Origin of the sequence: Polaribacter ponticola (genome assembly GCF_026191475.2) — a bacterium.
In the GTDB taxonomy this organism is placed as follows: Bacteria; Bacteroidota; Bacteroidia; order Flavobacteriales; family Flavobacteriaceae; genus Polaribacter; species Polaribacter ponticola.
In genome coordinates, this window is record NZ_JAOSLC020000001.1 from 18978 (window position 1) to 40929 (window position 21952).

38 protein-coding genes are annotated in these 21952 nt (G+C 29.9%); 4 read left to right on the top strand and 34 right to left on the bottom strand.

What is annotated here, in order from left to right:
- Positions 1–110 precede the first annotated feature (110 nt).
- From N5A56_RS00110 to N5A56_RS00275, 34 genes are all read right to left on the bottom strand, one after another.
- Positions 111–731, bottom strand: coding sequence for a hypothetical protein (locus N5A56_RS00110; RefSeq protein ID WP_265726969.1), 621 nt, complete (start codon positions 729–731; stop codon positions 111–113).
- Positions 724–846 (bottom strand): hypothetical protein, encoded by a 123-nt coding sequence (locus N5A56_RS00115; protein WP_274270108.1) that lies wholly within the window; start codon positions 844–846, stop codon positions 724–726. The genes N5A56_RS00110 and N5A56_RS00115 overlap by 8 nt, the downstream gene beginning before the upstream one ends.
- An 8-nt stretch (positions 847–854) precedes the next feature.
- Positions 855–1490 (bottom strand): hypothetical protein, encoded by a 636-nt coding sequence (locus N5A56_RS00120; protein WP_274270109.1) that lies wholly within the window; start codon positions 1488–1490, stop codon positions 855–857.
- A 90-nt stretch (positions 1491–1580) separates the two neighbouring features.
- On the bottom strand, positions 1581–2102 hold the full coding sequence (locus N5A56_RS00125; protein WP_265726971.1) for a hypothetical protein: 522 nt from the start codon (positions 2100–2102) through the stop codon (positions 1581–1583).
- Between the two features lie 151 nt (positions 2103–2253).
- Positions 2254–2823 (bottom strand): hypothetical protein, encoded by a 570-nt coding sequence (locus N5A56_RS00130; RefSeq protein WP_265726972.1) that lies wholly within the window; start codon positions 2821–2823, stop codon positions 2254–2256.
- A gap of 3 nt (positions 2824–2826) precedes the next feature.
- Positions 2827–3267: a hypothetical protein gene (locus tag N5A56_RS00135; RefSeq protein ID WP_265726973.1), complete on the bottom strand. Its 441-nt coding sequence runs from the start codon at positions 3265–3267 to the stop codon at positions 2827–2829.
- Positions 3268–3284: 17 nt separating this feature from the next.
- A complete protein-coding gene (locus tag N5A56_RS00140) occupies positions 3285–4232 on the bottom strand; it encodes a hypothetical protein (RefSeq protein WP_265726974.1) in 948 nt (315 codons plus the stop codon).
- A 17-nt stretch (positions 4233–4249) separates the two neighbouring features.
- The gene (locus tag N5A56_RS00145) at positions 4250–5572 is read right to left on the bottom strand and encodes a S49 family peptidase (protein WP_265726975.1); all 1323 of its coding nucleotides are present in this window, start codon (positions 5570–5572) and stop codon (positions 4250–4252) included.
- A 111-nt stretch (positions 5573–5683) separates the two neighbouring features.
- Positions 5684–5938 (bottom strand): hypothetical protein, encoded by a 255-nt coding sequence (locus N5A56_RS00150; RefSeq protein WP_265726976.1) that lies wholly within the window; start codon positions 5936–5938, stop codon positions 5684–5686.
- 2 nt (positions 5939–5940) lie between these two features.
- Positions 5941–6135: a hypothetical protein gene (locus tag N5A56_RS00155; protein WP_274270110.1), complete on the bottom strand. Its 195-nt coding sequence runs from the start codon at positions 6133–6135 to the stop codon at positions 5941–5943.
- A 61-nt stretch (positions 6136–6196) separates the two neighbouring features.
- A complete protein-coding gene (locus N5A56_RS00160) occupies positions 6197–6406 on the bottom strand; it encodes a hypothetical protein (RefSeq protein ID WP_274270111.1) in 210 nt (69 codons plus the stop codon).
- A gap of 210 nt (positions 6407–6616) precedes the next feature.
- Positions 6617–7090, bottom strand: coding sequence for a hypothetical protein (locus tag N5A56_RS00165; RefSeq protein WP_265726978.1), 474 nt, complete (start codon positions 7088–7090; stop codon positions 6617–6619).
- Positions 7091–7192: 102 nt separating this feature from the next.
- Positions 7193–7660 (bottom strand): hypothetical protein, encoded by a 468-nt coding sequence (locus N5A56_RS00170; protein ID WP_265726979.1) that lies wholly within the window; start codon positions 7658–7660, stop codon positions 7193–7195.
- Positions 7661–7699: 39 nt separating this feature from the next.
- Positions 7700–7945, bottom strand: a complete 246-nt coding sequence (locus N5A56_RS00175; RefSeq protein ID WP_265726980.1) for a hypothetical protein — start codon at positions 7943–7945, stop codon at positions 7700–7702.
- A gap of 594 nt (positions 7946–8539) precedes the next feature.
- A complete protein-coding gene (locus tag N5A56_RS00180; protein WP_265726981.1) occupies positions 8540–9397 on the bottom strand; it encodes a tyrosine-type recombinase/integrase in 858 nt (285 codons plus the stop codon).
- A 174-nt stretch (positions 9398–9571) separates the two neighbouring features.
- Positions 9572–9805, bottom strand: coding sequence for a hypothetical protein (locus N5A56_RS00185; RefSeq protein WP_265726161.1), 234 nt, complete (start codon positions 9803–9805; stop codon positions 9572–9574).
- A 129-nt stretch (positions 9806–9934) separates the two neighbouring features.
- On the bottom strand, positions 9935–10177 hold the full coding sequence (locus N5A56_RS00190; protein ID WP_265726982.1) for a DUF3850 domain-containing protein: 243 nt from the start codon (positions 10175–10177) through the stop codon (positions 9935–9937).
- A 210-nt stretch (positions 10178–10387) separates the two neighbouring features.
- Positions 10388–10780 (bottom strand): hypothetical protein, encoded by a 393-nt coding sequence (locus N5A56_RS00195; RefSeq protein ID WP_265726983.1) that lies wholly within the window; start codon positions 10778–10780, stop codon positions 10388–10390.
- A gap of 540 nt (positions 10781–11320) precedes the next feature.
- Complete coding sequence (locus N5A56_RS00200; RefSeq protein ID WP_274270112.1) at positions 11321–11518, bottom strand: hypothetical protein; 198 nt, start codon at positions 11516–11518, stop codon at positions 11321–11323.
- Between the two features lie 86 nt (positions 11519–11604).
- Positions 11605–11961 carry a YopX family protein gene (locus tag N5A56_RS00205; protein WP_265726985.1) on the bottom strand — a complete coding sequence of 119 codons (357 nt, stop codon included), beginning with the start codon at positions 11959–11961 and terminating at the stop codon, positions 11605–11607.
- Positions 11962–12252: 291 nt separating this feature from the next.
- The gene (locus tag N5A56_RS00210) at positions 12253–12486 is read right to left on the bottom strand and encodes a hypothetical protein (RefSeq protein ID WP_265726161.1); all 234 of its coding nucleotides are present in this window, start codon (positions 12484–12486) and stop codon (positions 12253–12255) included.
- 119 nt (positions 12487–12605) lie between these two features.
- Positions 12606–12842 (bottom strand): hypothetical protein, encoded by a 237-nt coding sequence (locus tag N5A56_RS00215; RefSeq protein WP_265726940.1) that lies wholly within the window; start codon positions 12840–12842, stop codon positions 12606–12608.
- A gap of 184 nt (positions 12843–13026) precedes the next feature.
- Positions 13027–13347 (bottom strand): hypothetical protein, encoded by a 321-nt coding sequence (locus tag N5A56_RS00220; RefSeq protein ID WP_265726941.1) that lies wholly within the window; start codon positions 13345–13347, stop codon positions 13027–13029.
- A gap of 135 nt (positions 13348–13482) precedes the next feature.
- The gene (locus N5A56_RS00225) at positions 13483–13725 is read right to left on the bottom strand and encodes a hypothetical protein (RefSeq protein ID WP_265726942.1); all 243 of its coding nucleotides are present in this window, start codon (positions 13723–13725) and stop codon (positions 13483–13485) included.
- 69 nt (positions 13726–13794) lie between these two features.
- Complete coding sequence (locus N5A56_RS00230) at positions 13795–13974, bottom strand: hypothetical protein (protein WP_265726944.1); 180 nt, start codon at positions 13972–13974, stop codon at positions 13795–13797.
- 140 nt (positions 13975–14114) lie between these two features.
- Entirely contained in the window at positions 14115–14294 is a 180-nt protein-coding gene (locus tag N5A56_RS00235) for a hypothetical protein (RefSeq protein WP_265726944.1), read from the bottom strand.
- A gap of 153 nt (positions 14295–14447) precedes the next feature.
- Positions 14448–14726, bottom strand: a complete 279-nt coding sequence (locus N5A56_RS00240) for a hypothetical protein (RefSeq protein WP_265726164.1) — start codon at positions 14724–14726, stop codon at positions 14448–14450.
- A 12-nt stretch (positions 14727–14738) separates the two neighbouring features.
- Positions 14739–17729, bottom strand: coding sequence for a toprim domain-containing protein (locus N5A56_RS00245; protein WP_337994731.1), 2991 nt, complete (start codon positions 17727–17729; stop codon positions 14739–14741).
- On the bottom strand, positions 17654–18322 hold the full coding sequence (locus N5A56_RS00250; RefSeq protein WP_265726166.1) for a CHC2 zinc finger domain-containing protein: 669 nt from the start codon (positions 18320–18322) through the stop codon (positions 17654–17656). Before N5A56_RS00250 ends, N5A56_RS00245 begins: the two co-directional genes overlap by 76 nt.
- Before the next feature lie 181 nt (positions 18323–18503).
- Positions 18504–18725, bottom strand: a complete 222-nt coding sequence (locus tag N5A56_RS00255; protein ID WP_265726167.1) for a hypothetical protein — start codon at positions 18723–18725, stop codon at positions 18504–18506.
- Positions 18718–18948: a hypothetical protein gene (locus tag N5A56_RS00260; RefSeq protein ID WP_265726168.1), complete on the bottom strand. Its 231-nt coding sequence runs from the start codon at positions 18946–18948 to the stop codon at positions 18718–18720. The genes N5A56_RS00255 and N5A56_RS00260 overlap by 8 nt, the downstream gene beginning before the upstream one ends.
- Positions 18935–19315, bottom strand: coding sequence for a hypothetical protein (locus N5A56_RS00265; RefSeq protein ID WP_265726169.1), 381 nt, complete (start codon positions 19313–19315; stop codon positions 18935–18937). Before N5A56_RS00265 ends, N5A56_RS00260 begins: the two co-directional genes overlap by 14 nt.
- Before the next feature lie 5 nt (positions 19316–19320).
- Entirely contained in the window at positions 19321–19911 is a 591-nt protein-coding gene (locus N5A56_RS00270) for a helix-turn-helix transcriptional regulator (protein WP_265726170.1), read from the bottom strand.
- A 259-nt stretch (positions 19912–20170) separates the two neighbouring features.
- The gene (locus tag N5A56_RS00275; protein WP_265726948.1) at positions 20171–20383 is read right to left on the bottom strand and encodes a hypothetical protein; all 213 of its coding nucleotides are present in this window, start codon (positions 20381–20383) and stop codon (positions 20171–20173) included.
- Between the two features lie 95 nt (positions 20384–20478).
- Here N5A56_RS00275 and N5A56_RS00280 point away from each other — a divergent pair, with 95 nt between their 5' ends.
- The 4 genes from N5A56_RS00280 to N5A56_RS00295 are packed head-to-tail and all read left to right on the top strand — an operon-like array spanning position 20479 to position 21701.
- On the top strand, positions 20479–20721 hold the full coding sequence (locus tag N5A56_RS00280) for a hypothetical protein (RefSeq protein ID WP_265726172.1): 243 nt from the start codon (positions 20479–20481) through the stop codon (positions 20719–20721).
- Positions 20721–20867: a hypothetical protein gene (locus N5A56_RS00285; protein WP_265726173.1), complete on the top strand. Its 147-nt coding sequence runs from the start codon at positions 20721–20723 to the stop codon at positions 20865–20867. The genes N5A56_RS00280 and N5A56_RS00285 overlap by 1 nt, the downstream gene beginning before the upstream one ends.
- 14 nt (positions 20868–20881) lie before the next feature.
- On the top strand, positions 20882–21247 hold the full coding sequence (locus N5A56_RS00290; RefSeq protein WP_265726174.1) for a hypothetical protein: 366 nt from the start codon (positions 20882–20884) through the stop codon (positions 21245–21247).
- Positions 21248–21251: 4 nt separating this feature from the next.
- Positions 21252–21701 carry a BRCT domain-containing protein gene (locus N5A56_RS00295; protein ID WP_265726175.1) on the top strand — a complete coding sequence of 150 codons (450 nt, stop codon included), beginning with the start codon at positions 21252–21254 and terminating at the stop codon, positions 21699–21701.
- The last annotated feature ends 251 nt before the right edge of the window (positions 21702–21952 follow it).

Consider the following 21952-nt stretch of genomic DNA (forward strand, 5'->3'; position numbering starts at 1 on the left):
GCAATATTTCTATTGCCTTACTTGGGATTTGATTAATAAATTTTGTGTTTAAAAGCATTTTTTAATTACTTAATTATACAATGTCGCACAGCAAATATATAAAAAATAATCTAATCTATATCACAACTAACATCATCCCTATCAGATGTTATGGTTTCATAATCTGTTTTAAAATATTCTACAACACCGCTTAAATCTCCTAAATAATAAGGAGCATCATATTTTTGAGAATCCCCAAAAACCAGAGTTGTTACATTTTCTCCATCTTTGGTTGGTTCTATTTTACTGCTGGCTTCTATTAACTTACAAGGTTGCTTTTTAGAACCAAATTGTCTTTTAAAATTGCTGCCAAACTCTGGGGCTAATACAATTAAATCTTTTCCTTTAAGCCAACGTTTAAAACCTAATAAATCTGCTTTAGAACCTAAAAGTTGTACAGTTAATTTATTTTCTTGTAATGGAGATTTAGTAGCAGTACCAATTTGAGTAGTTTCTAAAGAAACACTTTCTTGTATTGCTTTTACTTTGGTAAAATTTACGCCATCTATAAAAGTATGATTGTTTTTAATCACAATTAAATCATCAATTACACTATCTGGTTTTAGCTTTTTAATTTCTATTGGTTCTGTAATGTTTAGCATTTCATCTACCAAACCAACATATATTTCTTCGTGATGGAAACCGGCTGTAACTTCGTCAAATTCAGTTCCTAAATTTTCTATCTTAATCATTCTTTGGTGTATTTATCAATTCATTTAATTGTTGTAAATCTATCTCGTGTTCTAGTAATTTACTTTTTGCTTTTTCTAAAGCAATTGCTTGTTTAGTGGTTTCAGATTTGGACAAATTTTGTCCTAAATCTTTTTCAAAATTTTCAACCTTTTTTTGTATTTAGATACAGAAATTCGCTTATTATTTCTTGATTGAATTAATTGTGCAGCAGTTAAAGAACTGTAGTTTCTTGGAGCAATATTTAACACTACTTTATGTTCTACATAGTGCTTTAAAACTTTTTGAGCAGTTTCTATAGCATCAAACAAGTCTTCTATTTCAATACATAAAGAAAGTGCTGCACCTTCTTCTGATGGATGTAATTGATTTAATTGTAGCTTTAGAGAGATTGCTTTTTGAAAATTAGCACGTTGTTGTTGTGATAAAGGGTGTAAATCAACATGCAATTCATTTAATCTGTAAAAATAGAAAGAGGTTGGTTTTTGGTTATTGGTTTTTTGTTGATGGTTTACTTTAGAAAAATCAACCTGTAGGTTTACTTGTTGTGGTTTTTTTTCATTTTTCACAATAAGAGGTTTTGCTATAGTGACTTTTTCTCTAAACTTACCAAGCTCATAGGTTAGCTTTTCAAAATTAGAAGGACTTTCTTTTCTTAAGAATAAGCGTACTAAATTAGGGCTACGCCCTTTTAATGAAGCGTATAGTAAAACACCTGCATTATAATCAGAACCATTAGAGAACCACTCGTTTACTTTCATAGTGTAAAAGTGGCAATTGTCAGCATTTTAGAATAGGACAAAAAAAAGACACTCAATTGAGTGTCTTTTAATATATATTGAAATTGACTTTTAATAATAAGATTCCGTGACGGATATATTAAAATTGGTAGATGTATCAGTAATTTTTGGAATATTTCTAACAAATGTAATCAGCCTAATTTTTGAGGAACCTTTATTTAAAAAATAGGTTTCAGAATTGCTTTGCAAAACCCTTTCTATTCGTTTCGGATTTCGTTTGGATTCTGTATCTATATTAAAACCTGGAATATGCTCTTTAATTTTATCAATAATTAATGCTTGTTTCTGCTTTACAATATTTTTTGTAACCGAATCTATAAAATCAGATTGATAACTTTTAAAAGAAGCGTCTAAATCAAATTCTCTATTTAGCTTTACAGGAAAGATGTTATTTTCTTGAGTATTCATACTCAAAGATAATAAATTATCAGTGAAAGCTTTTACTACAGATACATCAGTATCTAAACTTTTAACAATACTGATTGGAGTTTCTTTTTTAACATCCAATTCTTTGGGCGTTGCGCTCACTCCAATAAAGGAGAACATCAACAATAATAAAATTACTTTTTTCATTTTTAAAATGGTTTTAGATTAATATTTATAGAATTATTTCTATTGAGTTTCAAAGATGGCAATTGTCAAACCTTTAAAATAGGACAAAAAAACCACTCTGTTTAAAAGAGTGGTTTTCCTAATTATAACAAACTAATCAACTAATGAAAAATTATGCTGGCTGTAGTGTTATACCACCTCCAGTTACACTATAAATTGGTGCATCATATTTTTGTTTATCCATAAAAACTAATGTAGTTGTATTTTCGCCATCTACAGTAGCTTCTATTTTACTGCTAGATTCAGAAATTTTACCAGCAAATTTAGCAGATCCAATCTGTCTTAAATTACCACTTCCAAATTCTGGAGCTAACACCACAATATCTTGACCTTTAAACTGTCTTTTAAATCCTAATAATTCTGGTTTAGAACCTAAAAGTTGTACAGTTAATTTATTCTCTTGCATTGGCGATTTATTAGGATCACCAATTTGAGTTGTTTCTAATCCAACACTTTCTTGTATAGCTCTCATTTTAGTAAAGCCATAACCAGTATTAAATGTGTGTGCAGTTGTAATAGTAACCAACTCTTCTAAAGTTGTTGCAGCACCTGTGCCACATAAATCTTTAGGCTCTGTAAGAGCTGCAAAAGTTGATAAAAGTGCTACATACACTTCTGTGTGAGAAAAACCACCTGATACTTCACAACCTGGTTCTCCAATATTTTCTACTTTAATACTCATGGTTTAGTGTTTTTTTAAGTGAATAAAATTAGCTTGAATTAAAGATTCCATTAAATCTTCATTTACAATTGCTTCTTCAGCAGTATGCTTTTCTCCTTTAAATCTGAAACTGGAAACAGTAAATTCAAATTCTCCTTCTTCGTTTTTATAGATTTCTCCTTTTTTTACTTCTGGAGTTGCTGTTGCTTCTGCTAGCTTTTCTTCTAATTTTGCAATTAGTTCATTAGCTTTTTGCAACTCTGTAGTACCTTCAGATAAAGCTAAAGTAGCTTTATCTGTAAGTTCTTTTTGCCCTTTAACTTCTTCTTTAGCTGTTGCTAAATCTTTGGTTAAAATAGGATGTTCAGCAATTTTAATTAAATCGCTTATTTGTGCATTTGTAGCACCGTCAGGAACTTCTATTTGAAGTTCCTGCGCACGTGCTATTAATTGTTCTTTGTTCATTGTTTACGTTTTAAAGATTATACCCAAGTTGCTACATAAACCAACTCATTGTGTCCAAAGCCTAAACCTTCCCACCAATCAGACATTAAGAAAACTTGTCTTAAATGCTCTTCTACTTTTGGCTTTTTCATTCCGTTAACTCTTCTAATGTATAAGAAGTTGTCAACTGGAGACATCCAAAAGTATTTTTCTCCTGCCATAGATGGCAAACCAACCAACTCTACATTTGTAAAATCTACAGTAGGTTTTCCTTCTTTGTAGTTTACATCTGTTCCGTGTGTATTTCTTTTGTCTCTATGATACCAACGTAAAATTCTTTCATCCATATACACACGTTTTTTAACGCTGTCTAGTAATGGATCAATATTATCTACAAATTCTTCTACCATATCAAAAGCATTTGCAGCCGTAACTGAAGCAGATAAAGCAACAGATTGCATAGAGCTATCAGCAACACCTGCATCCAACAACTTTTTAACACCATCTATAGATGCAGCTGTAGTACCTGCTGTTCCAGAAGTTGGTGCTACATAAGCACCTTTAAAGTAACCTTTAAGTTCTAAATCTTGCTTTAATTGAGGAATCACTTCGTTCTCAATCATAAAACGAACTATAGGCCATTTAGCTCTATCTTGTTCATTAACATTTTCTAGAAAGCCTAACCAAGAAGCTTTTACATCATCTGGATATAAAGCTAAATCTATTTTAAGATTTCTTAAAGTAATGCTGTTTGGCTTAAACTCAACATCTCCTTTTGGAGTAAATTGTTTTTGAAATTGCTGTACAATTTCTCCTAAAACCACATTAGAAAAACGATATACATCGCCATCATAAATTAAAGGTTTAGCATAACCTACAGTTACCGATTTTTGGCGTAATGCAGAAAGTAAACGTTTTTCGTTTTGTCCTTCTGGTATATAGTGAGCGCCAAAATCTGCAACTATATCTGTTTTTACTATTGACATCTTTTAAGGTTTTAAGATTAATTATTCATTGCTTGAGAAATGTCAACACCACTAACTACTGTAGTCTCTGTATTGTCATTATCTGTTTTGTTTAATGGTTGTGTTGCTACAGCACCATCTTTACCACCATATTCTGCTACTAAATTGCTTAAGGCTGTAATACCTTCTTCATTACTCATTGTAGCAGATCCTTCTACTTCAGCAGTTGCTAATGCATTTTGAATAGCAGTAGTTACAGTTGTATTTGTAGCTTCTAATTCAGTTATTCTTTCAGAAGAAGTAGTAGCTTCTGTTTCCGCAGTTGCAATAGCAGTATCATTTTCTGATAATCTATTTTCAAGTGCAGTTGCTTGTTCTTCCGTTAAGAAGATACCGTTTTCGGTTTCGCCTTCTGAAAAAGAAGCACCTATAACAGCTTCAATCAAAGGCACATTTAATTTGCTCATTGGATTTTTTTTAGAATTATTTAATTGAGTATTATTTTTGTTTGATTTCGCTAAAGAAAAAACCTTATCAATTGCAGTTTGTAAAGTTCCTATTTCATCAATTAAACCGTTGTTTAAGGAAACTTCAGCGTTGTAAGTTCCTCCAGATAAAACTTCACCATTTAAATTAGGTCTAGCAGAATTCATATCAGCATGAAATGTTTCTGTTATAGGGTCTAATTGGTTTTTTATATAACCTTCTGGATTACCATCTAATAAATCTTGAAAGTCTTTATTTTTATTAGTAGATTTTGTTGCATATTCTGTAATTACTTTAGCTCCTTTTTTCTCATAGTAACCAGTCATATCTACAAAATGTATCATTGTACCAATACTACCAATAGCATCAGCACGTTTGTTGGCAACAATATGTTTTGCAGCACTACCAATATAATAAGCTGCACTACACATCATTCCATCTGTATATGCTACAACTGGTTTAGAATAGTTTTTAATAAAATCGTGAAATTCTGGTGTACCAGAAACTTGTCCGCCACCACTATCTATATCTAAAACAATTCCTTTACAATTAGGATCAGATTCATAGCGATACATTATCTGTTGTTTAGATTTTGTTCCTCTTGGACCACATTCTTGATTATACTTATAAATTGGATTTTTTAAAGAAACTACTAGAACATAATTATCTTTATTGGTTTCATTATCAAAACTTGATGCAGAAACTAAAGATTTATTGGCGCTAAAAATAAATGCTTCTAGAGTTGGTTTGTCTGGTGCTGAAAAAGTAAGTTTTCCATTTAAAATGGAATATAAAGAAGGCAGTAAAGACTGACTGTAAGCTTTATCAATAAACCAACGCCCGGTAATTAAAGAATGTAAATTATTTAAATTCATCTGTAATATGCTTTTTGCACATTACAAACATATTTTAATCTAAAACTTTAAAATAGGACAGAAAAAACCACCCAAATTAATGAGTGGTTTTTAGCGTTAAAAAGTTTAAAATTAATCTGTTAAACAACTTTCTGTAAATGTTGTTATTTCTTTTTCTTGGTTCTGAACCATAAACCCCAAATGTATAAATGTGTTTAAAACATCTGTAATTAACTCTTTATTATCTATACAAGCGTGGGTTTCATTTTCTTTTAACCACAAATTAGTATCGTGCAAACGTTGTAATGCGTGTTGGTGTTTTTTTAAATTATCGCCAACTACAGTAAACGCATCTATAATAGTATCTTTTATATTTGTGCTTTTCATAATTACAAGGTTTTAGCGTTAGTAACAAAATTAATAAGCTCTGTAAAAACTACTTTAGCATCTTCTTTAAAAGTTTGGTAATCTTTAGCAAATGCTGTGTCTTTAAAAGCTACCAAACTTTCTTTAGCGTTTAAATCTAATATAGAATGTAGGGTATGTAAAGTGGCTAATTTTTCTGGTGTTTTACTTTTTACCAACCAATGTTTTATGCTAAAACTATAAAAACGGTTTTTTTGGCATTTAACCTATCTGTTAAACCTAATAAAAAAATGTTTTTGGAGTACATTTTTTAGACAATGCCATATAAGCATCATAGTCTTTTGTTAAAAATAATTGCTCTGTAAATTGTTCTTCATAAAGCTGTATGGCAAATTGTAAAATACTTTTGGTAGCTTCTACCTTGCTTTCTGTTAAACAAATTAAACTGTTTGTTGGCGCAACTGCTGTTGCATCTGTACTTTGTGACATAATACATTGTTTTTAAAAGACCCAAGTAAGTTTGTCACAAAGTACAGCAATATAAATATTGAAGAATCCAATTTTTCAATTGGCTTACTTGGGCTATGATTAATAAAAATTTTGTTAAAAAGCATTTATGATTACTTAATTATACAATGTGACACTGCAAACCTACAAAACTTTTTTTAATTTGTTACGTTTTTATTACGGAAATTTAATTTAATCGTTTATAAATACTGGTTTTTGTGGTATTTTACCAGATAATTTTACTATTATTTTACTACCATCTTCTAGTTTTTTACCATTAATAAACTGGTAAGAAAAATTTAAAGGAAATTTTTTAGAGCCGTATATTTTTTGTTGGCCATAATGTTTAATACCTATTAAAACTACTTTTTTATACAAGTAATTATTAAAGTAAGCATCTAATTCAGATGATTGTACAGGTATTTCAAATTCGCCATTAATAGTGTAAAGAGTTCCAGATTTTGTTTTCGTAGATTTTTCAGTAATTTTTATGTTTTCTGCTACAGGTAAAATATCTAAATAAGTAGTGGAAGGAGTGATAACAATATCTTTTGCATTGTTATTGGTTAAAATAGATGGACAAGAAGTTAGTTCATCAATAGCTACAATTTGAGCATTAAAAAAACCTCCTGTTTGCTCTAAATTCTCTGTTTTTATGGTATTCATTTTATATCATTTTAGGACAAAAAAAGATTTCTGAAAACTGTCCTACTAAATAAATGCAGTATTTATAAGTGTTTTAGGCAGGTTCTTAAATTTCAAAATACACTATTTGTCCGATTTTAAACGTCTATCAATGGTTCTATACACGCTATCTAATTTCAATTCTTCTTCAGTAATATCATAAAAATCTAAAAATTGAGAGATTGCTTTTAAACGGTTTTGTTTATTGATTGAGTCGTGTTTTTCATTATGAAACTTTAAATCATTTTCAATCGATAGTTTTATATAGGTCTCAAGATCATTGTAAAAAATGGTGTAAATTTTTTCGGCTAACTTTTTTAATTTCAAAAAAGAAATATCAAAACCAACTTCTTTAACTATAGTTGCAGGAACAGAAACTTTATAACAAGATTTTCTATCTACATCAATACTTTGTTTTCTGTATTGTTTGTCTAGAATATCAATAATAATTCCGCCAAGTAAAGAGGTTTTTTTAACGTGATGGACTTCGCCATATTTTTTGGTTAGGTATTTCTTTAAATAAGGTTTAATTGGTATTTCTAGAGTAATCATTTTTTACAGTAATTTAAAGGATTAATATACTATATTTCTTTAAATTTTCTCCTGTTTTATTTCATAATTTTTGCCAGATAATAGCTTACTGTATTTGATTTTAATCCCTTTTATTGAATCTACTAATTCAAAGTAAATTACACCTTCGTTTGCCAATTTTTCAATAGCTTCTTTAGATGCTTTTTCTGTTCCATCAGTTTTTACTGCTACTAATTGGTTTTCTGATTTTCCTTTTACAGTTTTAGTTACTCTTTTAAAAACAGTAATATTTTTTTTAGATGCCATATTTTAAATTTTTACGTTGATACAAACATAATTGCATTCCAAATATTAAAATAGGACTGATTTCCAATTCTATTTTATTTTGTTGGATTCTCGTTCAACATTTCCAACAAACACCTCAAAATACTAATTATCAAGCATTTAAATTGTTTTTGATTTATTTTAAAATGCAGTGACTTGTTGAACAAACTAAAAAAGCGCAGTGATAAGAAAAACACGTTCAACAAATCACTGCGTAATTATCCACGAAATAAGGTTTTAAAATATAGTGTAAGTACTTAATTAATAAATAGTTAGTATAGATAATGTTTATAGTGTTGGAAATGTTGAACGGTTGACCTTTAATTCTTACGTTTTTTGTGATTAAATGATTTTTACTACTAGGGTTGTGGGTTTTGTTGATTTTATAAGTATATTTTTTTTGTTTTTGAAATAAGACTAATTGGTAGGTTTTTGAGTTTAAAATTCAACCGTTCAACAACGCCAGAATACCACTGTCTGTCAAAAGAATGTGAGTTGAATTAGTTGAACATAAAAGAAATGTAAAAAACCGCAGAAAAAGCGGTTTTTAAAGGTGTAAGAAATGTGAGTGGAAAGTTATCCTGCATTCAAAAATTGACTAGTTGCAGGTTTTTTGAATTTTAGTTGAATATTTTTATCTGCAGAAAACATCGCGTTCTCGAGAGAAAGTGTTGTGAGGTGTAAATAGCGATCAGTTGTTTCTGGCTTTTTATGACGGAGTATTTTTTGAATAAATTTAATATCCATTCCATTCTCTAACCAGTGAGTTGCTCTCGAATGTCGTAAATCGTGCACTCTAATGTTTTTTGTAATATTAGCTTTTTTGATTGCTCGCTTTAAAATTTGCCGAATACTAGAAGTAGTGTATTTTGGTGAGTTTTGTCCTTCAAATAAATAAACTTCGGGTCTGTATTTTTTATAATAAACTCTTAACAAGTTTTTAGTAGCTTCTGGAATAGGAATGTAAGCGTCTTTACCTCCTTTACCGTTTTTAATTTTAATTCGGTTTTTAATTTTGTCAATATCTGTAACTTTTAAATTGATACATTCTCCAATTCTTAAGGCACAACTATAAATTAGTTGAATAATTGCTTCATGTTTTAAATTTGTAATGGTAGAAATTACTTGATGTACTTCAATTTCAGATAATATATCTGGTACAAATTCACTAGCAGTTGGTTGCGGAACTTTTGAAATAGCATGAGAATCTAACACACCTAAAAAGAAATGGTTTAAAGCTCCATGACTTTGTTGCACCGTTCTTGCTTGACCTCTTTTAATTAGAAATGATATTATTTCAGCATTTGTTGCTGTTAAAGGTTCTGGATGCTTTAGTAAGAATTTACCAATTATTGGTTTGTATTGTTTTATTGTATTTTGAGACAAACCCTTTACTATTAGATAATTTTCGAATTCTAAAATGTAATTTTTCATAGTTTTATTTTGTTTAATTATTAAAAGTTGCGGATATGAGGGTGTTGTAGTGCATTTGCCTTTATGGAAACTCACTCAAATGCTTTAGTTGGCAAACGACACTACAACACCATATATAAAACATAGCTTTTAGGCTTGTGCTTAATTCGATTGTTCGTGTCTGTTTGCTCATAATTAAACATTTTCTGCCACCGCTTTTTGGTTATAGAAATTCATAAAATCATTGTACTCAAAGTCAATTAAGGCATGAACATTAATTCCTAAATCAACTATTTGCTGGAAAGTTAATTCAGTATGACTATTTCCCATTACAATTCTTAAAGCACCTTTTCTATCTTGATAGATATTAAATATTCCGTGCATTCTTCCGTCTTTTACTTTATAAGAGTAACTATTTGTTTTTGCCATCGCTTAAAAATGTTTAATTATTAATGTTGTTTTTAATTCAAAGTTTCGGTTTATTAAGGCTACGTTTCATATATGTGTAACGTTGTGTCGCCATTAAAACGGACGCACAACACGTAATAAAAACAATAATCAATACTCTGTTATCGTCATAATACAAAATCCTTCTTCTAATCCGTAAACACCACCGTGTAGTATATTTGTGATTAGCCTGAGATATTTAATTCCGTTCCTTTTCCCTGCTTCGTCCACTATTTCAAATTCAATTGTATCTCCAACTTTATAGTTTCTATCGTTTTTTCGCAATTCCCAAGGCTTTATACCTTTAAGGTGTTCACTTGCGTATTTTTCTAATATTTTAATTTTGTGTTCCATATTCCGTATTAATTAAAGTTCTTATTACTATTCGTTGTAGTGCATTTGCCTTTTTAAAAACCAAGCTGTACGTGTATGGCAAACGACACCACAACACGCTATATAGCCCATAATTCAAAAAGCCTTTGCGCTCTTTTCCAACGCTAAGTCAAAGAGCTACGAAAAGTAGCACATTGCCTTTTGTCCGCCTACCGCTTTACTAACTTAGTTTTAAGCCTCTTTAAACATTGCTATTAAATTAGCTTTTAGTTTATCCTCTAATCCAGAAACATAATACTCGACAGTCGTTTTTAAGCTATCTAATGTTTTTTCCTCAAACTTTTTCTCAAAAACCTCTGTTTCAAAAACATAAACAGATAATGTTCCGCTATATAAACCATATTCAGCAGAAGATTTATGTGGTGGGTAAAATCTTGAACTTATAGAACAAATATCCCCATCATAATCTAACTTCAAACCACAATCCCAAGACCATTTGCAGTTATTTAATGAAGCATTGTTTGATTCTTCTGCCCATTTATGAGCAACATCAAAAACCTCTTTAGAATTTACACCCCAAAAATCTCTATTGTCTAACTTATCTTTAAAATCTTGTATTTCCATTATGTTGTTTTTTGTAAAGTTAATAATTAAAGTTGCCGCAACAGTTGCGAAAAGCAACCCTTGCTACGATGCATAATCAACCGCTATTTTTTAAATTACGTGCCATATAGCTAACCGTTAGAGTTAATATTTGGCTCAAAAGTCATAGAGCGTGTGCTAATTAGCAGTAATACCGTAACTTTTGTAAAGTTCACCTAAGTAAATCAAGCCAAACACTAACAATAACAAAGGCTATAAGTAATGCCTTAGTTAAGTCTTACCAACTAAGGTCATTCCATAGTTCTTGGTCTTTTTTAGAATTAATTAAGCTATCCCAATTAGTTCCATTTCTCCAAATAACATCTTTCATAAGTGCTTATTTATTAAATTAAAGTAGTTTATCGGCACTACTCATAGCCGTAATCCGTTAAGTACAAGTTGCCATTTCAAAAACCAAGCATTACGTGTTAGGCAACCAGTACTTAACACGTAATATAAAAAATTGCTTGGGGTCAGTTCATTTTAATTAAGTTTATTACTTATTCCGAAGCAACTAAAAAACTACTCTTCGTCTAAAATCAAAACATCGTCTTTTGCATTTAATTCGGTTACATAATCTGGGTCTTCGCTAAAAGTAACCTCTCGTTTAGTAACACTATTTAATAATCCAAAAGTATAATCTGTTTTTCTTTCAGCTATAAATACATCCATATTTTCAGGGTATTTATTTAATTCCGCTTTTAATTCTTTTACTGTCATAATTTAATCGTTTTTTATTTTTGTTTGTTTATTAATTTTTGTGCTAAATCAGCAACTTTTCATATTACTATCCGTTAGGGCAAATACTAAGTAAGTGCGTTTTCAAAAATATTCCCTACGACCTCAAAATTTTCTGTTTCAAACAGAGGAGAAATACCAATATCTGAATTACATACAAAAGAATTATCTTTGTAAATAACCTCATATGTATATCCAAAATTAACCTCCTTTAAAATATCACCCTCAAATATTTTTTTTCCATTCTTATCAAAAGAACCTGTAAATTGCATAAGTTGAAAATCAAGAATTAATCCATTTTCAGTGCCAACACTAACTCCTGTTTTATCAATTTGTAACCAATTCTTGTTTTCCCCGTTAATTACGGGTAAATAATACATCTTATTTTTAGAGAAAGCTCTAAATTCTATTTTTCTATTTTTCATTTTAAATATATTTTAGTTTAATTACCGTACTTGCCCTAACACCTTATAAAATTAATGGCTAGCTTTCTGTTTTTTATTAATATTCTGTTTTTAATTGTTTATTAGTAGCTTATTTACTGTGTTACCGCTTCATTTACGCCACTAATCTTATAAATGAAACGTTGTAGTGCATTTGCCTTTATGGAAACTCACTCAAATGCTTTAGTTGGCAAACGACACTACAACACCATATATAAAACATAGCTTTTAGGCTTGTGCTTAATTCGATTGTTCGTGTCTGTTTGCTCATAATTAAACATTTTCTGCCACCGCTTTTTGGTTATAGAAATTCATAAAATCATTGTACTCAAAGTCAATTAAGGCATGAACATTAATTCCTAAATCAACTATTTGCTGGAAAGTTAATTCAGTATGACTATTTCCCATTACAATTCTTAAAGCACCTTTTCTATCTTGATAGATATTAAATATTCCGTGCATTCTTCCGTCTTTTACTTTATAAGAGTAACTATTTGTTTTTGCCATCGCTTAAAAATGTTTAATTATTAATGTTGTTTTTAATTCAAAGTTTCGGTTTATTAAGGCTACGTTTCATATATGTGTAACGTTACCCACAATGTAAAAAGCCGAATCACTCTTACTGCTTAATAATCGTTAGCCATTTTACAATAATTACATTGGTCTATACAAGGAGGAACTCGCATCGAACCTTGTTTTTCGCATTCAAATTTTTTAATTACTAAAACATTTTCTTCTTTTATTTTAAATTCATAAAAAGCATTTAATAATTCAATTACTCTATCTTCTGTTAATTCTCCGATATCATTTACTTTTTCATCTGAAAATTCGTAATTAACATAAAATTGTTCTGTTGTTATCATAATCTGTATGTATTTGCCCTCGTACCTCACGCACGGCTTTTTAAAAAGTGGGTAACACTGTATAAAAAACATTGCTATTTTGGCTTATTTCAAAGGTCTGTTAATATTAATTTACTTTATTTATAATCGTTAATTTTTGTTTTTCTAAACGCAACGTTATTTATACAACACGTTATAAGCAATTTCAGAACCGTATAACATTTCGATAATATTCTTTATATCCTTTCAATATTTCAGAAATGAACTTATCTATGTTCCATTGTCTTTTAATCTTGTTCCATTGCTTTTCTTTGTTTCCATACTCACCAATGCTTAAATGATTATTATGGTCTTGCCAATTCATAATATTAAGCCAATGAGGGTTTATTATTACGTTAATTTCTTTTGCCTTTTCGTGCATAAATTCAATATACTTTTCTTCAACGTTATCACATTTTACAGACCATACATTATGTACTGTTCTACTGTCGTCAAAATTTGAATTTCTGTAAGTTATGTATATCATAAAAAAACTGCTTATAACACTATCTATAAATAATAGCGAGTTTATCGCTTATTTAGTGTTGGTTTATATTGTTTTGTTTTTATCCTTAATTCTGTGCTTATCTAATCGCTACTATTCATAGATTTAACGTTGTAGTTAATATTGCCTCCTACACCATTTTGCGCCTTGTCTAAATCCCCTACTGTCTAACAAATCAACATTATCCTCAGACGAAGCTAAGTATATGTCGGCATCACTAACCACAACATCACATAAACCTAATTTTTTAATTATTTCTTCGGCTACTGCTTCAAAATCACTTTCTTCTACACTCCAACCAATTACACTTTTTTGGCTACAGTTCATTAAGATTCCTTGTATTTTTGCTTTATTACTCATAATATAATTTACTTTATTTATTGTTTAATCATTAAAAAACTATGCTTATCTGCGTTACGTTGTAGTGCATTAACAACACCATTCATTTTTAGGGAAGTCTTCTATTTTTATTTTCTTTCTTCTACATTTCCATCCTCCTAATAATGAAAACCCGTAATCTTGTGAGGCTTGTAGCATATTTTTAAATTGGTTAGGTAATAAAATTAGAGTTTCCATTTCTTTAAAACTTATCTCAATAACTTCTATCATAATTTAAAAACGCACTACAACAAAGTATAAAAACAAAAGCCTGTTGTAGTGTCTTATTAGTGGCTTATGCTCGTTTATTAATATTATTTTTTAATTCAATCTTACTACCTATTTACGGCTTCAATTTTTATACAAAACCGTTAACAACACCATTCATTTTTAGGGAAGTCTTCTATTTTTATTTTCTTTCTTCTACATTTCCATCCTCCTAATAATGAAAACCCGTAATCTTGTGAGGCTTGTAGCATATTTTTAAATTGGTTAGGTAATAAAATTAGAGTTTCCATTTCTTTAAAACTTATCTCAATAACTTCTATCATAATTTAAAAACGCACTACAACAAAGTATAAAAACAAAAGCCTGTTGTAGTGTCTTATTAGTGGCTTATGCTCGTTTATTAATATTATTTTTTAATTCAATCTTACTACCTATTTACGGCTTCAATTTTTATACAAAACCGTTATATTTTTACTTTAATTAAAAGCATTTTTAGAAATCCATATCATTTGTCTATCTAACATATTCTTTAATTCTGTTACATCTGTGTCTTTTGTAATAACAAACGGTGTGCCTTCTAGTTTTCCAGAAACTTCAGAGCGATGCCAATAAATTAAACCGATTCTTAAAATGTATTTCCCCCATACTGGATCATACACTTGTAAATCTTCTGGTAGCGCCTGAACTAATTCCACTTTAGCTATTGCTCGTGGAAAAATATATGGACGTGGTTGCATTGCTGTTAATGTTGGCATAATATTCAGTTTTTAAAAAGGTAAATCGTCTGGTTCTTCTCCTTGTGGTTTATTTGCTGATTGTGCAGCTAATTGTGGTTCTGCAGCAACTGCTTCTCCTTTTTCTTTTTCGTAGAGCGAATTATCTTCAATTAAATTTAGTAAACCTTTTGATTTTAAAGCTGTGTAGTTTATAGCATAACAACTTGGGCTCCCTGCTTTTCCAAATCGTTTTCCTTTTATTAAACCAATAAATTCTTTGGTAGAGTGTAGGTAGTTTCTAATGGTAGAAATACCTATTACGTCTACACCTTCTCTTGTGGTTGCTTCTTTATTATATAATTGATAAACAGCGTTTAATCTTAAATATAAAATCTGATCGTTATTTTCGTTTTTGTGAGTAAATTGTGTGCGTTTTTCTCCTTGAACTTTAAAATCTGTGTTTTTGTCTATTCTAAAATGTAAGTGGTCCTTAATTTTATTGCTTTCAAAAAGGAAGGTTAAAATACTCCAGAATTCTGTTAAGGCAGAAGTATCTCTAATTTGTTCTGAATTCTCAATAATTAAGTTAGCACAAAGTTTGTTTAACGTTTCTTCTGTAAAAGGAAACTTTATTTTTTCCTTTAAAATCATGTACGTTGTATGTATCATTGTGGTGTTTTTAAACACACGGTCATCATATTGTTCTTCTTTTAATAATGCTTTTAAGCTACGTTCACTTTCTGCAAAAGTTCTTGGTAGGTTTTTAGAAAAATAAGCTCTGTATTGTAATATTTCTGATGTTAAACTGCTAATACCTTCGTTGGTAACATTTAATAAATCTGTAAAGTTTTCTTTCTCTTCTGATGTTCTTTTTTCTGTTTTCTGAAAATACAGACTCATAGTTCTGTTTGCTAAACCACCATCCATATAAGTTGGTAAAAACTGACCGCAATAATAAATGGCTGTCATAATCTTTTCTACAGTTGTTCTTGTACTTCCAACGTCTTTAGATTTTACACGTCCGTTTCCGTTCCAACCTCCCATTACTAAATTGGCTAAATCTGGTTTTATGGTTTTGTCTTGAAATTCATCACAAAAAACAACTGTATTTGTGGTCCTGGTTAACGTTTTAGAAAGTCCAGAAGATGTTGCTTGTGTTAAATCTACACCTGCCATTCTGTAATAAAAGAAGTTCTGAATTATTTCGCCAAAGGCAGATTTACCAGAACCAGTTTCTCCAAAACCACCTAATAACGGAAAAGAAGAATAGTGTGTTATAAATAAATCTCTAAATAAGGCTCCAAAATTAAAAAGGATTCCAAAGATGCCTTTTTCATCAAAAACCAATTGCATTTTATCCATCCAATCGTTTAAAGTAATTGGAGATTCTTTATATACAAAGTATCTGTCATTCTCATACTTATCATCACCAACTTGGTTGTCTTTATGCATTACAGAAAAGGCAGGAGAATAATAGTTATCTATTTTCTCGTTGTATTCTCCGTCTGAAGTATCAATGCCTTTTAAATTCATTATTCCGAATTTATTAACCGGTCTAAATTTATCTTGCCAATAAACTCCGTTTGCAAACGCATAGAAGTTTTTAGGGTTTTGACCCATTGTTAGTAATTCTGATGCTGGTTGAAACTGTCTGTTATATCTTCTTACAAATCTGTCGAAATGTTCAGTTTTAATTCCGTTATCCGTATAAAAAAGGAAACCGTTTAATTTAAAAAGGAATCTTCTAAACTCGCCAAAACTTGATAGTATTTCAGAATCGAATTCTATAATCTTTTTCTGATTGGCAGTGTTGGTTATTTCGGCTAAACGTTTGTTTTCTTTGTCTCCCATTATTTGGAATAATGGCTCAAACTTCCAATCTGTACCTTCTATAAATTGCCCGTTAATAGGAAAATGAAATTGGTTACCAATAGTTAAAAATCCGTGTTCTAAATACTCTTCCATATTACCACCTTTTGGTAATTTTAAGTTTCTGGTAGAATAAAGTGTTCCGTCTTTTTCTTTTGCTTTTTCTTCTTCTGCAGCTGCAATTTCAAACTTTCCTATTTCTGCTTTTAACGCTGTAGTTGCAATTTTTAACGTTTTGGCAATTTGCTTAACGTAGTCTGCACGGTTTATTTCGTGCTTTATTTTAAAAAGTGTGTTTGCAATATCTGTTACTGCAAAAGACTTTTTATAAGTGTCCGTTTTCTGAATTCCTTTTAATTCCTTGGTTTGTTCTGCTTTTAAAGTGGCTATATTTTTGGCAACTTCTTTATTAGTTGCTTTTGCTTCTTTTAATTCATCTTTATATACACTTTCTAAAGTTTTGTTGCTTTCTTTAGCTTTAGCAAATGCTTCTTTATCTAAATCTTTTAAAGAAACTAAATTAACTGTAAAGTCTTTTTCTAATTGTTTTAAATCAATTTTATTAGATAATTCGTCTGCAATTAAAAGCTGATACGATTCTTTCATAGCAGTTACATCTGCTTCGTATCTATCTCTAATTAAATCGTATTGAGACACTTTATAATAAACAGCGTCTAACTTATTGCTGTTTATCCAATCTTGCATATTTTCTTGTGCTCTAGAAAACGTATCTGGATCTTCTCCATCTGGCAACAAACAAATAGATACTTTTAAGCCATGTGCTAAACAAATATCTATATCGCCATCTTTTTTAAGCATAGTTCTTAAACCAGCTTCATCTCCGTCTCTTAATAAAACTACTTCGTCTGCATATTTTTTTAAGAGTTGTGCGTGTCTGTCTGTTAAAGCCGTTCCGCAAGATGCAACAGTGTTTTTACATCCGTTTTTATGCATTGCAATAACGTCTGTATAACCTTCTGTTAAAATTGCCGAACCTATTTTACTAATTGTTTGTTTGGCTTGAAATAGACCGTATAAAACGGCAGATTTATCATAAATTAAACTCTTTGTAGAGTTTAAATATTTGTAAGACTTGTTTAAATTTGGGTCGTTAGATTGTCGTCCACCAAAACCAATAACACTTCCTTTTTCATTATGAATAGGAAAAATAATTCGGTTTCTAAAAAATCTCTAGTTTGGTTATTGTCCGTTTTACATAAACCTAATTCTTTAGCGGTGTTTACAGTTCCGTTATCAATTACCCAATTAGAAAGTTTATTATCTGCTGCTGCATAACCAATTTCAAAATCCATTATACAGTCAGTATCAAATTGACGTTCTTTTAGATTTTCTTTTGCCCAATGATCTGGTGCTAATTGTTTGTAAGCATTGGCATAACTTCTGGCAACTTTTTGAGTAAGTGAGTACATTAGGCTTTTTTGGTCTATTTGCCTTTGTACTTCTGGAGTTACTTCTTCTTTTTCTAAAAATATATTATGAATTTTAGCAATAATTTCTATTGCTTCTATAAATTCTACATTTTCATGCTGCATTACAAATTTTATCCCATCGCCACCAATACCCGAAGAGAAGCATTTAAACATTTGGTCGCTTGGTTTCACTTTAAAAGAAGGTGATTTTTCATTTGTAAAAGGAGAACAACATTGGTAACCAGAACCGCTTTTTTCTAAGGCAACAAAATTTTCTATAGTTTTATGAATATCTGCTTCTTGTACACGTTCTATTGATGTTTTTGTATATCTCATTATGCTATTATAATTTGTAGATGATAACCTAGTTTCTTTAGGTTTTTTAAACCTTTTTGTGTTCTTTTTGGGTAATTATCAAAACAAAATTTATCTGGCAACAAAACCCTTTTTTCTTTTTTCGGTATTGTAAAATGAATCTTAACAATTTGCAGATTCTTAACTAAGTTTGGTTTTCTGCTCATGGTGTTAAATGATTAATTGTTATAGTTTCCATTTCTGCAGTTTCCTCTATCTTATTTGTTTGGCAATACGTTTTTAAACGCTCTATATATTGCATGTGTAAAGATTCTAATACCCTAATTGCATCTGCAACCGTTAGTTTTTTATCTGCAGTACATTTAATTCCTATTTGACCGTTTGCTAAATTCGGATTTACTTCTATTTTAATTTCTTTAACCATTAGTTATAAGTTTTTCTACGTGATAAAATGAATATGCTACATCAAAACTCTTTTCTGTACACTTGCTGCAATGGGTTAGTTTATCTGGATTATTAAGTACACTAAAATTTAAATCAGTAGTGTTTAAAGGCTTTTTTACAGTAACAATTAAACGCTTTGTAACCTCCTTTTTACAGCCTTTACAAGTGTATTTTACTTTTAGATATTTGTTAACTTCTTGCATCGTTTCTTGCTAAATATTTGTTATAATAATCGCCAACCGTTTTTGGTTTTTGGCTTTCTATGAAAATAAATTTCTGATTGCTAAAAATTTCATCAACAAGCTTTTTTGCTTGCTTTTCCGATTTCAATTGCACCTTTAACTGTGATGTCATTTGCTCTTTTGGTGTCAATTTCTTGGAGTCTAAAGGGATTTCTTTTTTGAGTTGGTTACGTAAGGTTGTAATGGTTTCTTCATAATGCAACATTGTTATATTGTATCCTTCAACATTATTTAACTGGAGGTAAGATTCTTTTTGAGGTGTTAAAGCGTCTTTTTGCTGATAGTATCTTATTAATTCTGCTTGTATTTGATTGGTTGATTTTTCCATTGTTTTTAGTTTATGCGTTCTTCAGTTACTTTATTAATAAAATCTGCTTTGTTGGTTACCCCTGCTTTTCTGTAAAGATTTCTTCTATGATAGTCATAAGTAGACATAGTAATGTTTAACACATTGGCTATGTACTTATCTGGGTAACCATTCCATATTAAGTCTGTAATTTTTATGTCTCTACTATTTAAAACTGTTTTACCTATTGTTATGTCTTTGGTTTTCCATTTTAAAGAAATACAATCTACACTGTGTCTAAAGTTTTCTGATGGTTGTAAAATGCCATCTATAACATCTGGAGTAAAATCTGCATCACCAAAACAGAAGTAGGTATATATTTCTATCTTTCGTTCTAGAGTAGCATCTATTTTTGCTAAATCTCTAACCGCAGGAGAGTCGCTAAAAAATTTAGTTTGTAATTGTTTTAAAACAATTTTAGGTACTGTATTAAATGAATGCTGGTTGCCATACTGAAACCAAATAACTTCTTGTGTAGATGGTATGCCAATAAATTCTATATTAGAATCAAACGGCATTGTGCCTGCAACTCTTTTGTGAGTTCTAAAGGGTTTTTGTAAATTTGCTGCGTTAATCATAGGTTTAAGATTTTGTGATTAATGTTTATAAAGTCGATTGTTCTAGCAATCGGCTTTTTTTGTGAATACTATTTTTATATTGTTTTGCACTTTATTTAATTTTTATTAAAACCACACTCTAATAGAATTCCCCCAAATTAATAGAGTGTGGAAAAAAGCTGTTTCCAGCTATGAAAAAGAAAAAGTTTTTTAGGGTAATGGAAACTTTTATAAAACCATTGAACGTATTTTTAAGCAGTTAAGAGTTTTTCTCGCGCTGTTATAATTGCTTTTTTTCTGCATATAACTCCCAAATTGCATCTTCTATAATTGCATGCGGAATACCAGACATTGTATTTCTTATTTGTACCCTAGAGTAAGGTTTGCCGTTTTTATTGAATTTGCCTTTTTCAATCAACTTTTTTTGCACATCTAGCGTATATCTAAAGTCTAAAACAGCTCTAATCTCTTTATTTTCACCTTCTGTAATCATAGAAAAACCCTATTTGTTTTATTAATTAAATTAATTACCTTGTTACGGTATTGTTACGCAAATATAGTATAAAATTATACTATAAAACAAAATAAATGGTAAAAAATTATACATCTATAAAGGAAAGGTTAAGGCAATTTGCTAAAAAACAAGGAGTTAGTTATGAAAAATTATATAAAATAATTGAAATGACTGATGGTAGTTTTAAGGGAAATGCTATCAATCGTTCTTTAAATTCTGATGCAATAGTAAAATTTTATACCAATTTTCCAGATGTTAATTTACATTGGTTAATCACTGGTGAGGAAAAAAAGAAAAAGAAAAAGAAAAAAGAGTAATGGAAGAACCCCATAATTACGAAAATAGTTATAAGGACAAGTATTTAAAAGTGCTTGAAGAAAATAGAGATTTAAGTAAAAAAGTTATTGGTTTATTAGAATCTAATAACAATTTAAAAAAAGATAATAAACACGTTTCTTATTAATTTGAATTGAAAAAATGAGTGAAATTAATTGGAAATTTACTACACCAGAAAGAGAAAATCTTACTTGGAATCAAACTTGGATGCAAGAAGATAAAGGTTTAATAAAAAACTATGAGATTGGTAGAAATTTAGCTATGAAGCAACCAGAATTAGCAGAAAAAGCCAAAAGAGGAGAGTTACCTACATTGAGTTATAAAGGAGGTTCTGATAAACAATTAAAATTAAAATCTAAGTATGGAGCATTAAACTATTTAGCTCAATGGCAAGCTTTACGTGGAGAAGATTTAAATATATATTTAGAAAAAGAAGTTGTTTTAACCTGTACTAAAACAGGTATTGAAGTAATTTTTACTATGGATTTAGAAAAACTTAAAAATTAAAATAATGAAATGGAAAAACAAATTGGATGATTTTATTAAACAATATGATGTTGGTGTAGATGATATTTTAGATTATTGGTATGAAGAAGGTTTAATAAATAGTCCAGAAAGAACAAAAAAGAAAGTTAGCAGCTTTAGTTGGGAGATAGTTGCCCAAGGCGTAACTAAAAAATACTCTACTGACTTAAAGAAACCAAATCTTGATATTGAAGATAAGTCGCATCTATTTTATAATAAAAAAGTAGTTGTAACAGGTGTGTTTGAAAACTTTGGAATGCGTAAAACTATAGCGCAAATGATTAAAGATGTAGGAGGAGATAATGATACTCATGTAACAAAAAAGACTGATTTTATTATTGCTGGGGAAGGAGCAGGGTGGAAAAAACTGGAACAAGCTAAAGATTTTGGAGTAAAGGTTTTAAGCGAACAAGAATTTATTGAATTATTTGAATAATGAAAATCACATTTAAACTTACCGAAAATAAAGAAGGGAATTTATCAAAAGATATTGAAAAAGTGCTAAAAAATGAGGTTTCAAAAAAATAGATAAGCCGCAAACCTCTAATAACAAAGGAGAAAGTAGTTTTTAAAACGTCTCATATTCGGCTCAAAAAACCTAAAAATAATAAAATTAGCCAATTGTAATTAATTGAAAAACAGCGATGTAAGGAGTAATTGGGCAGGATATAAAGTCCAGTTCCCGCT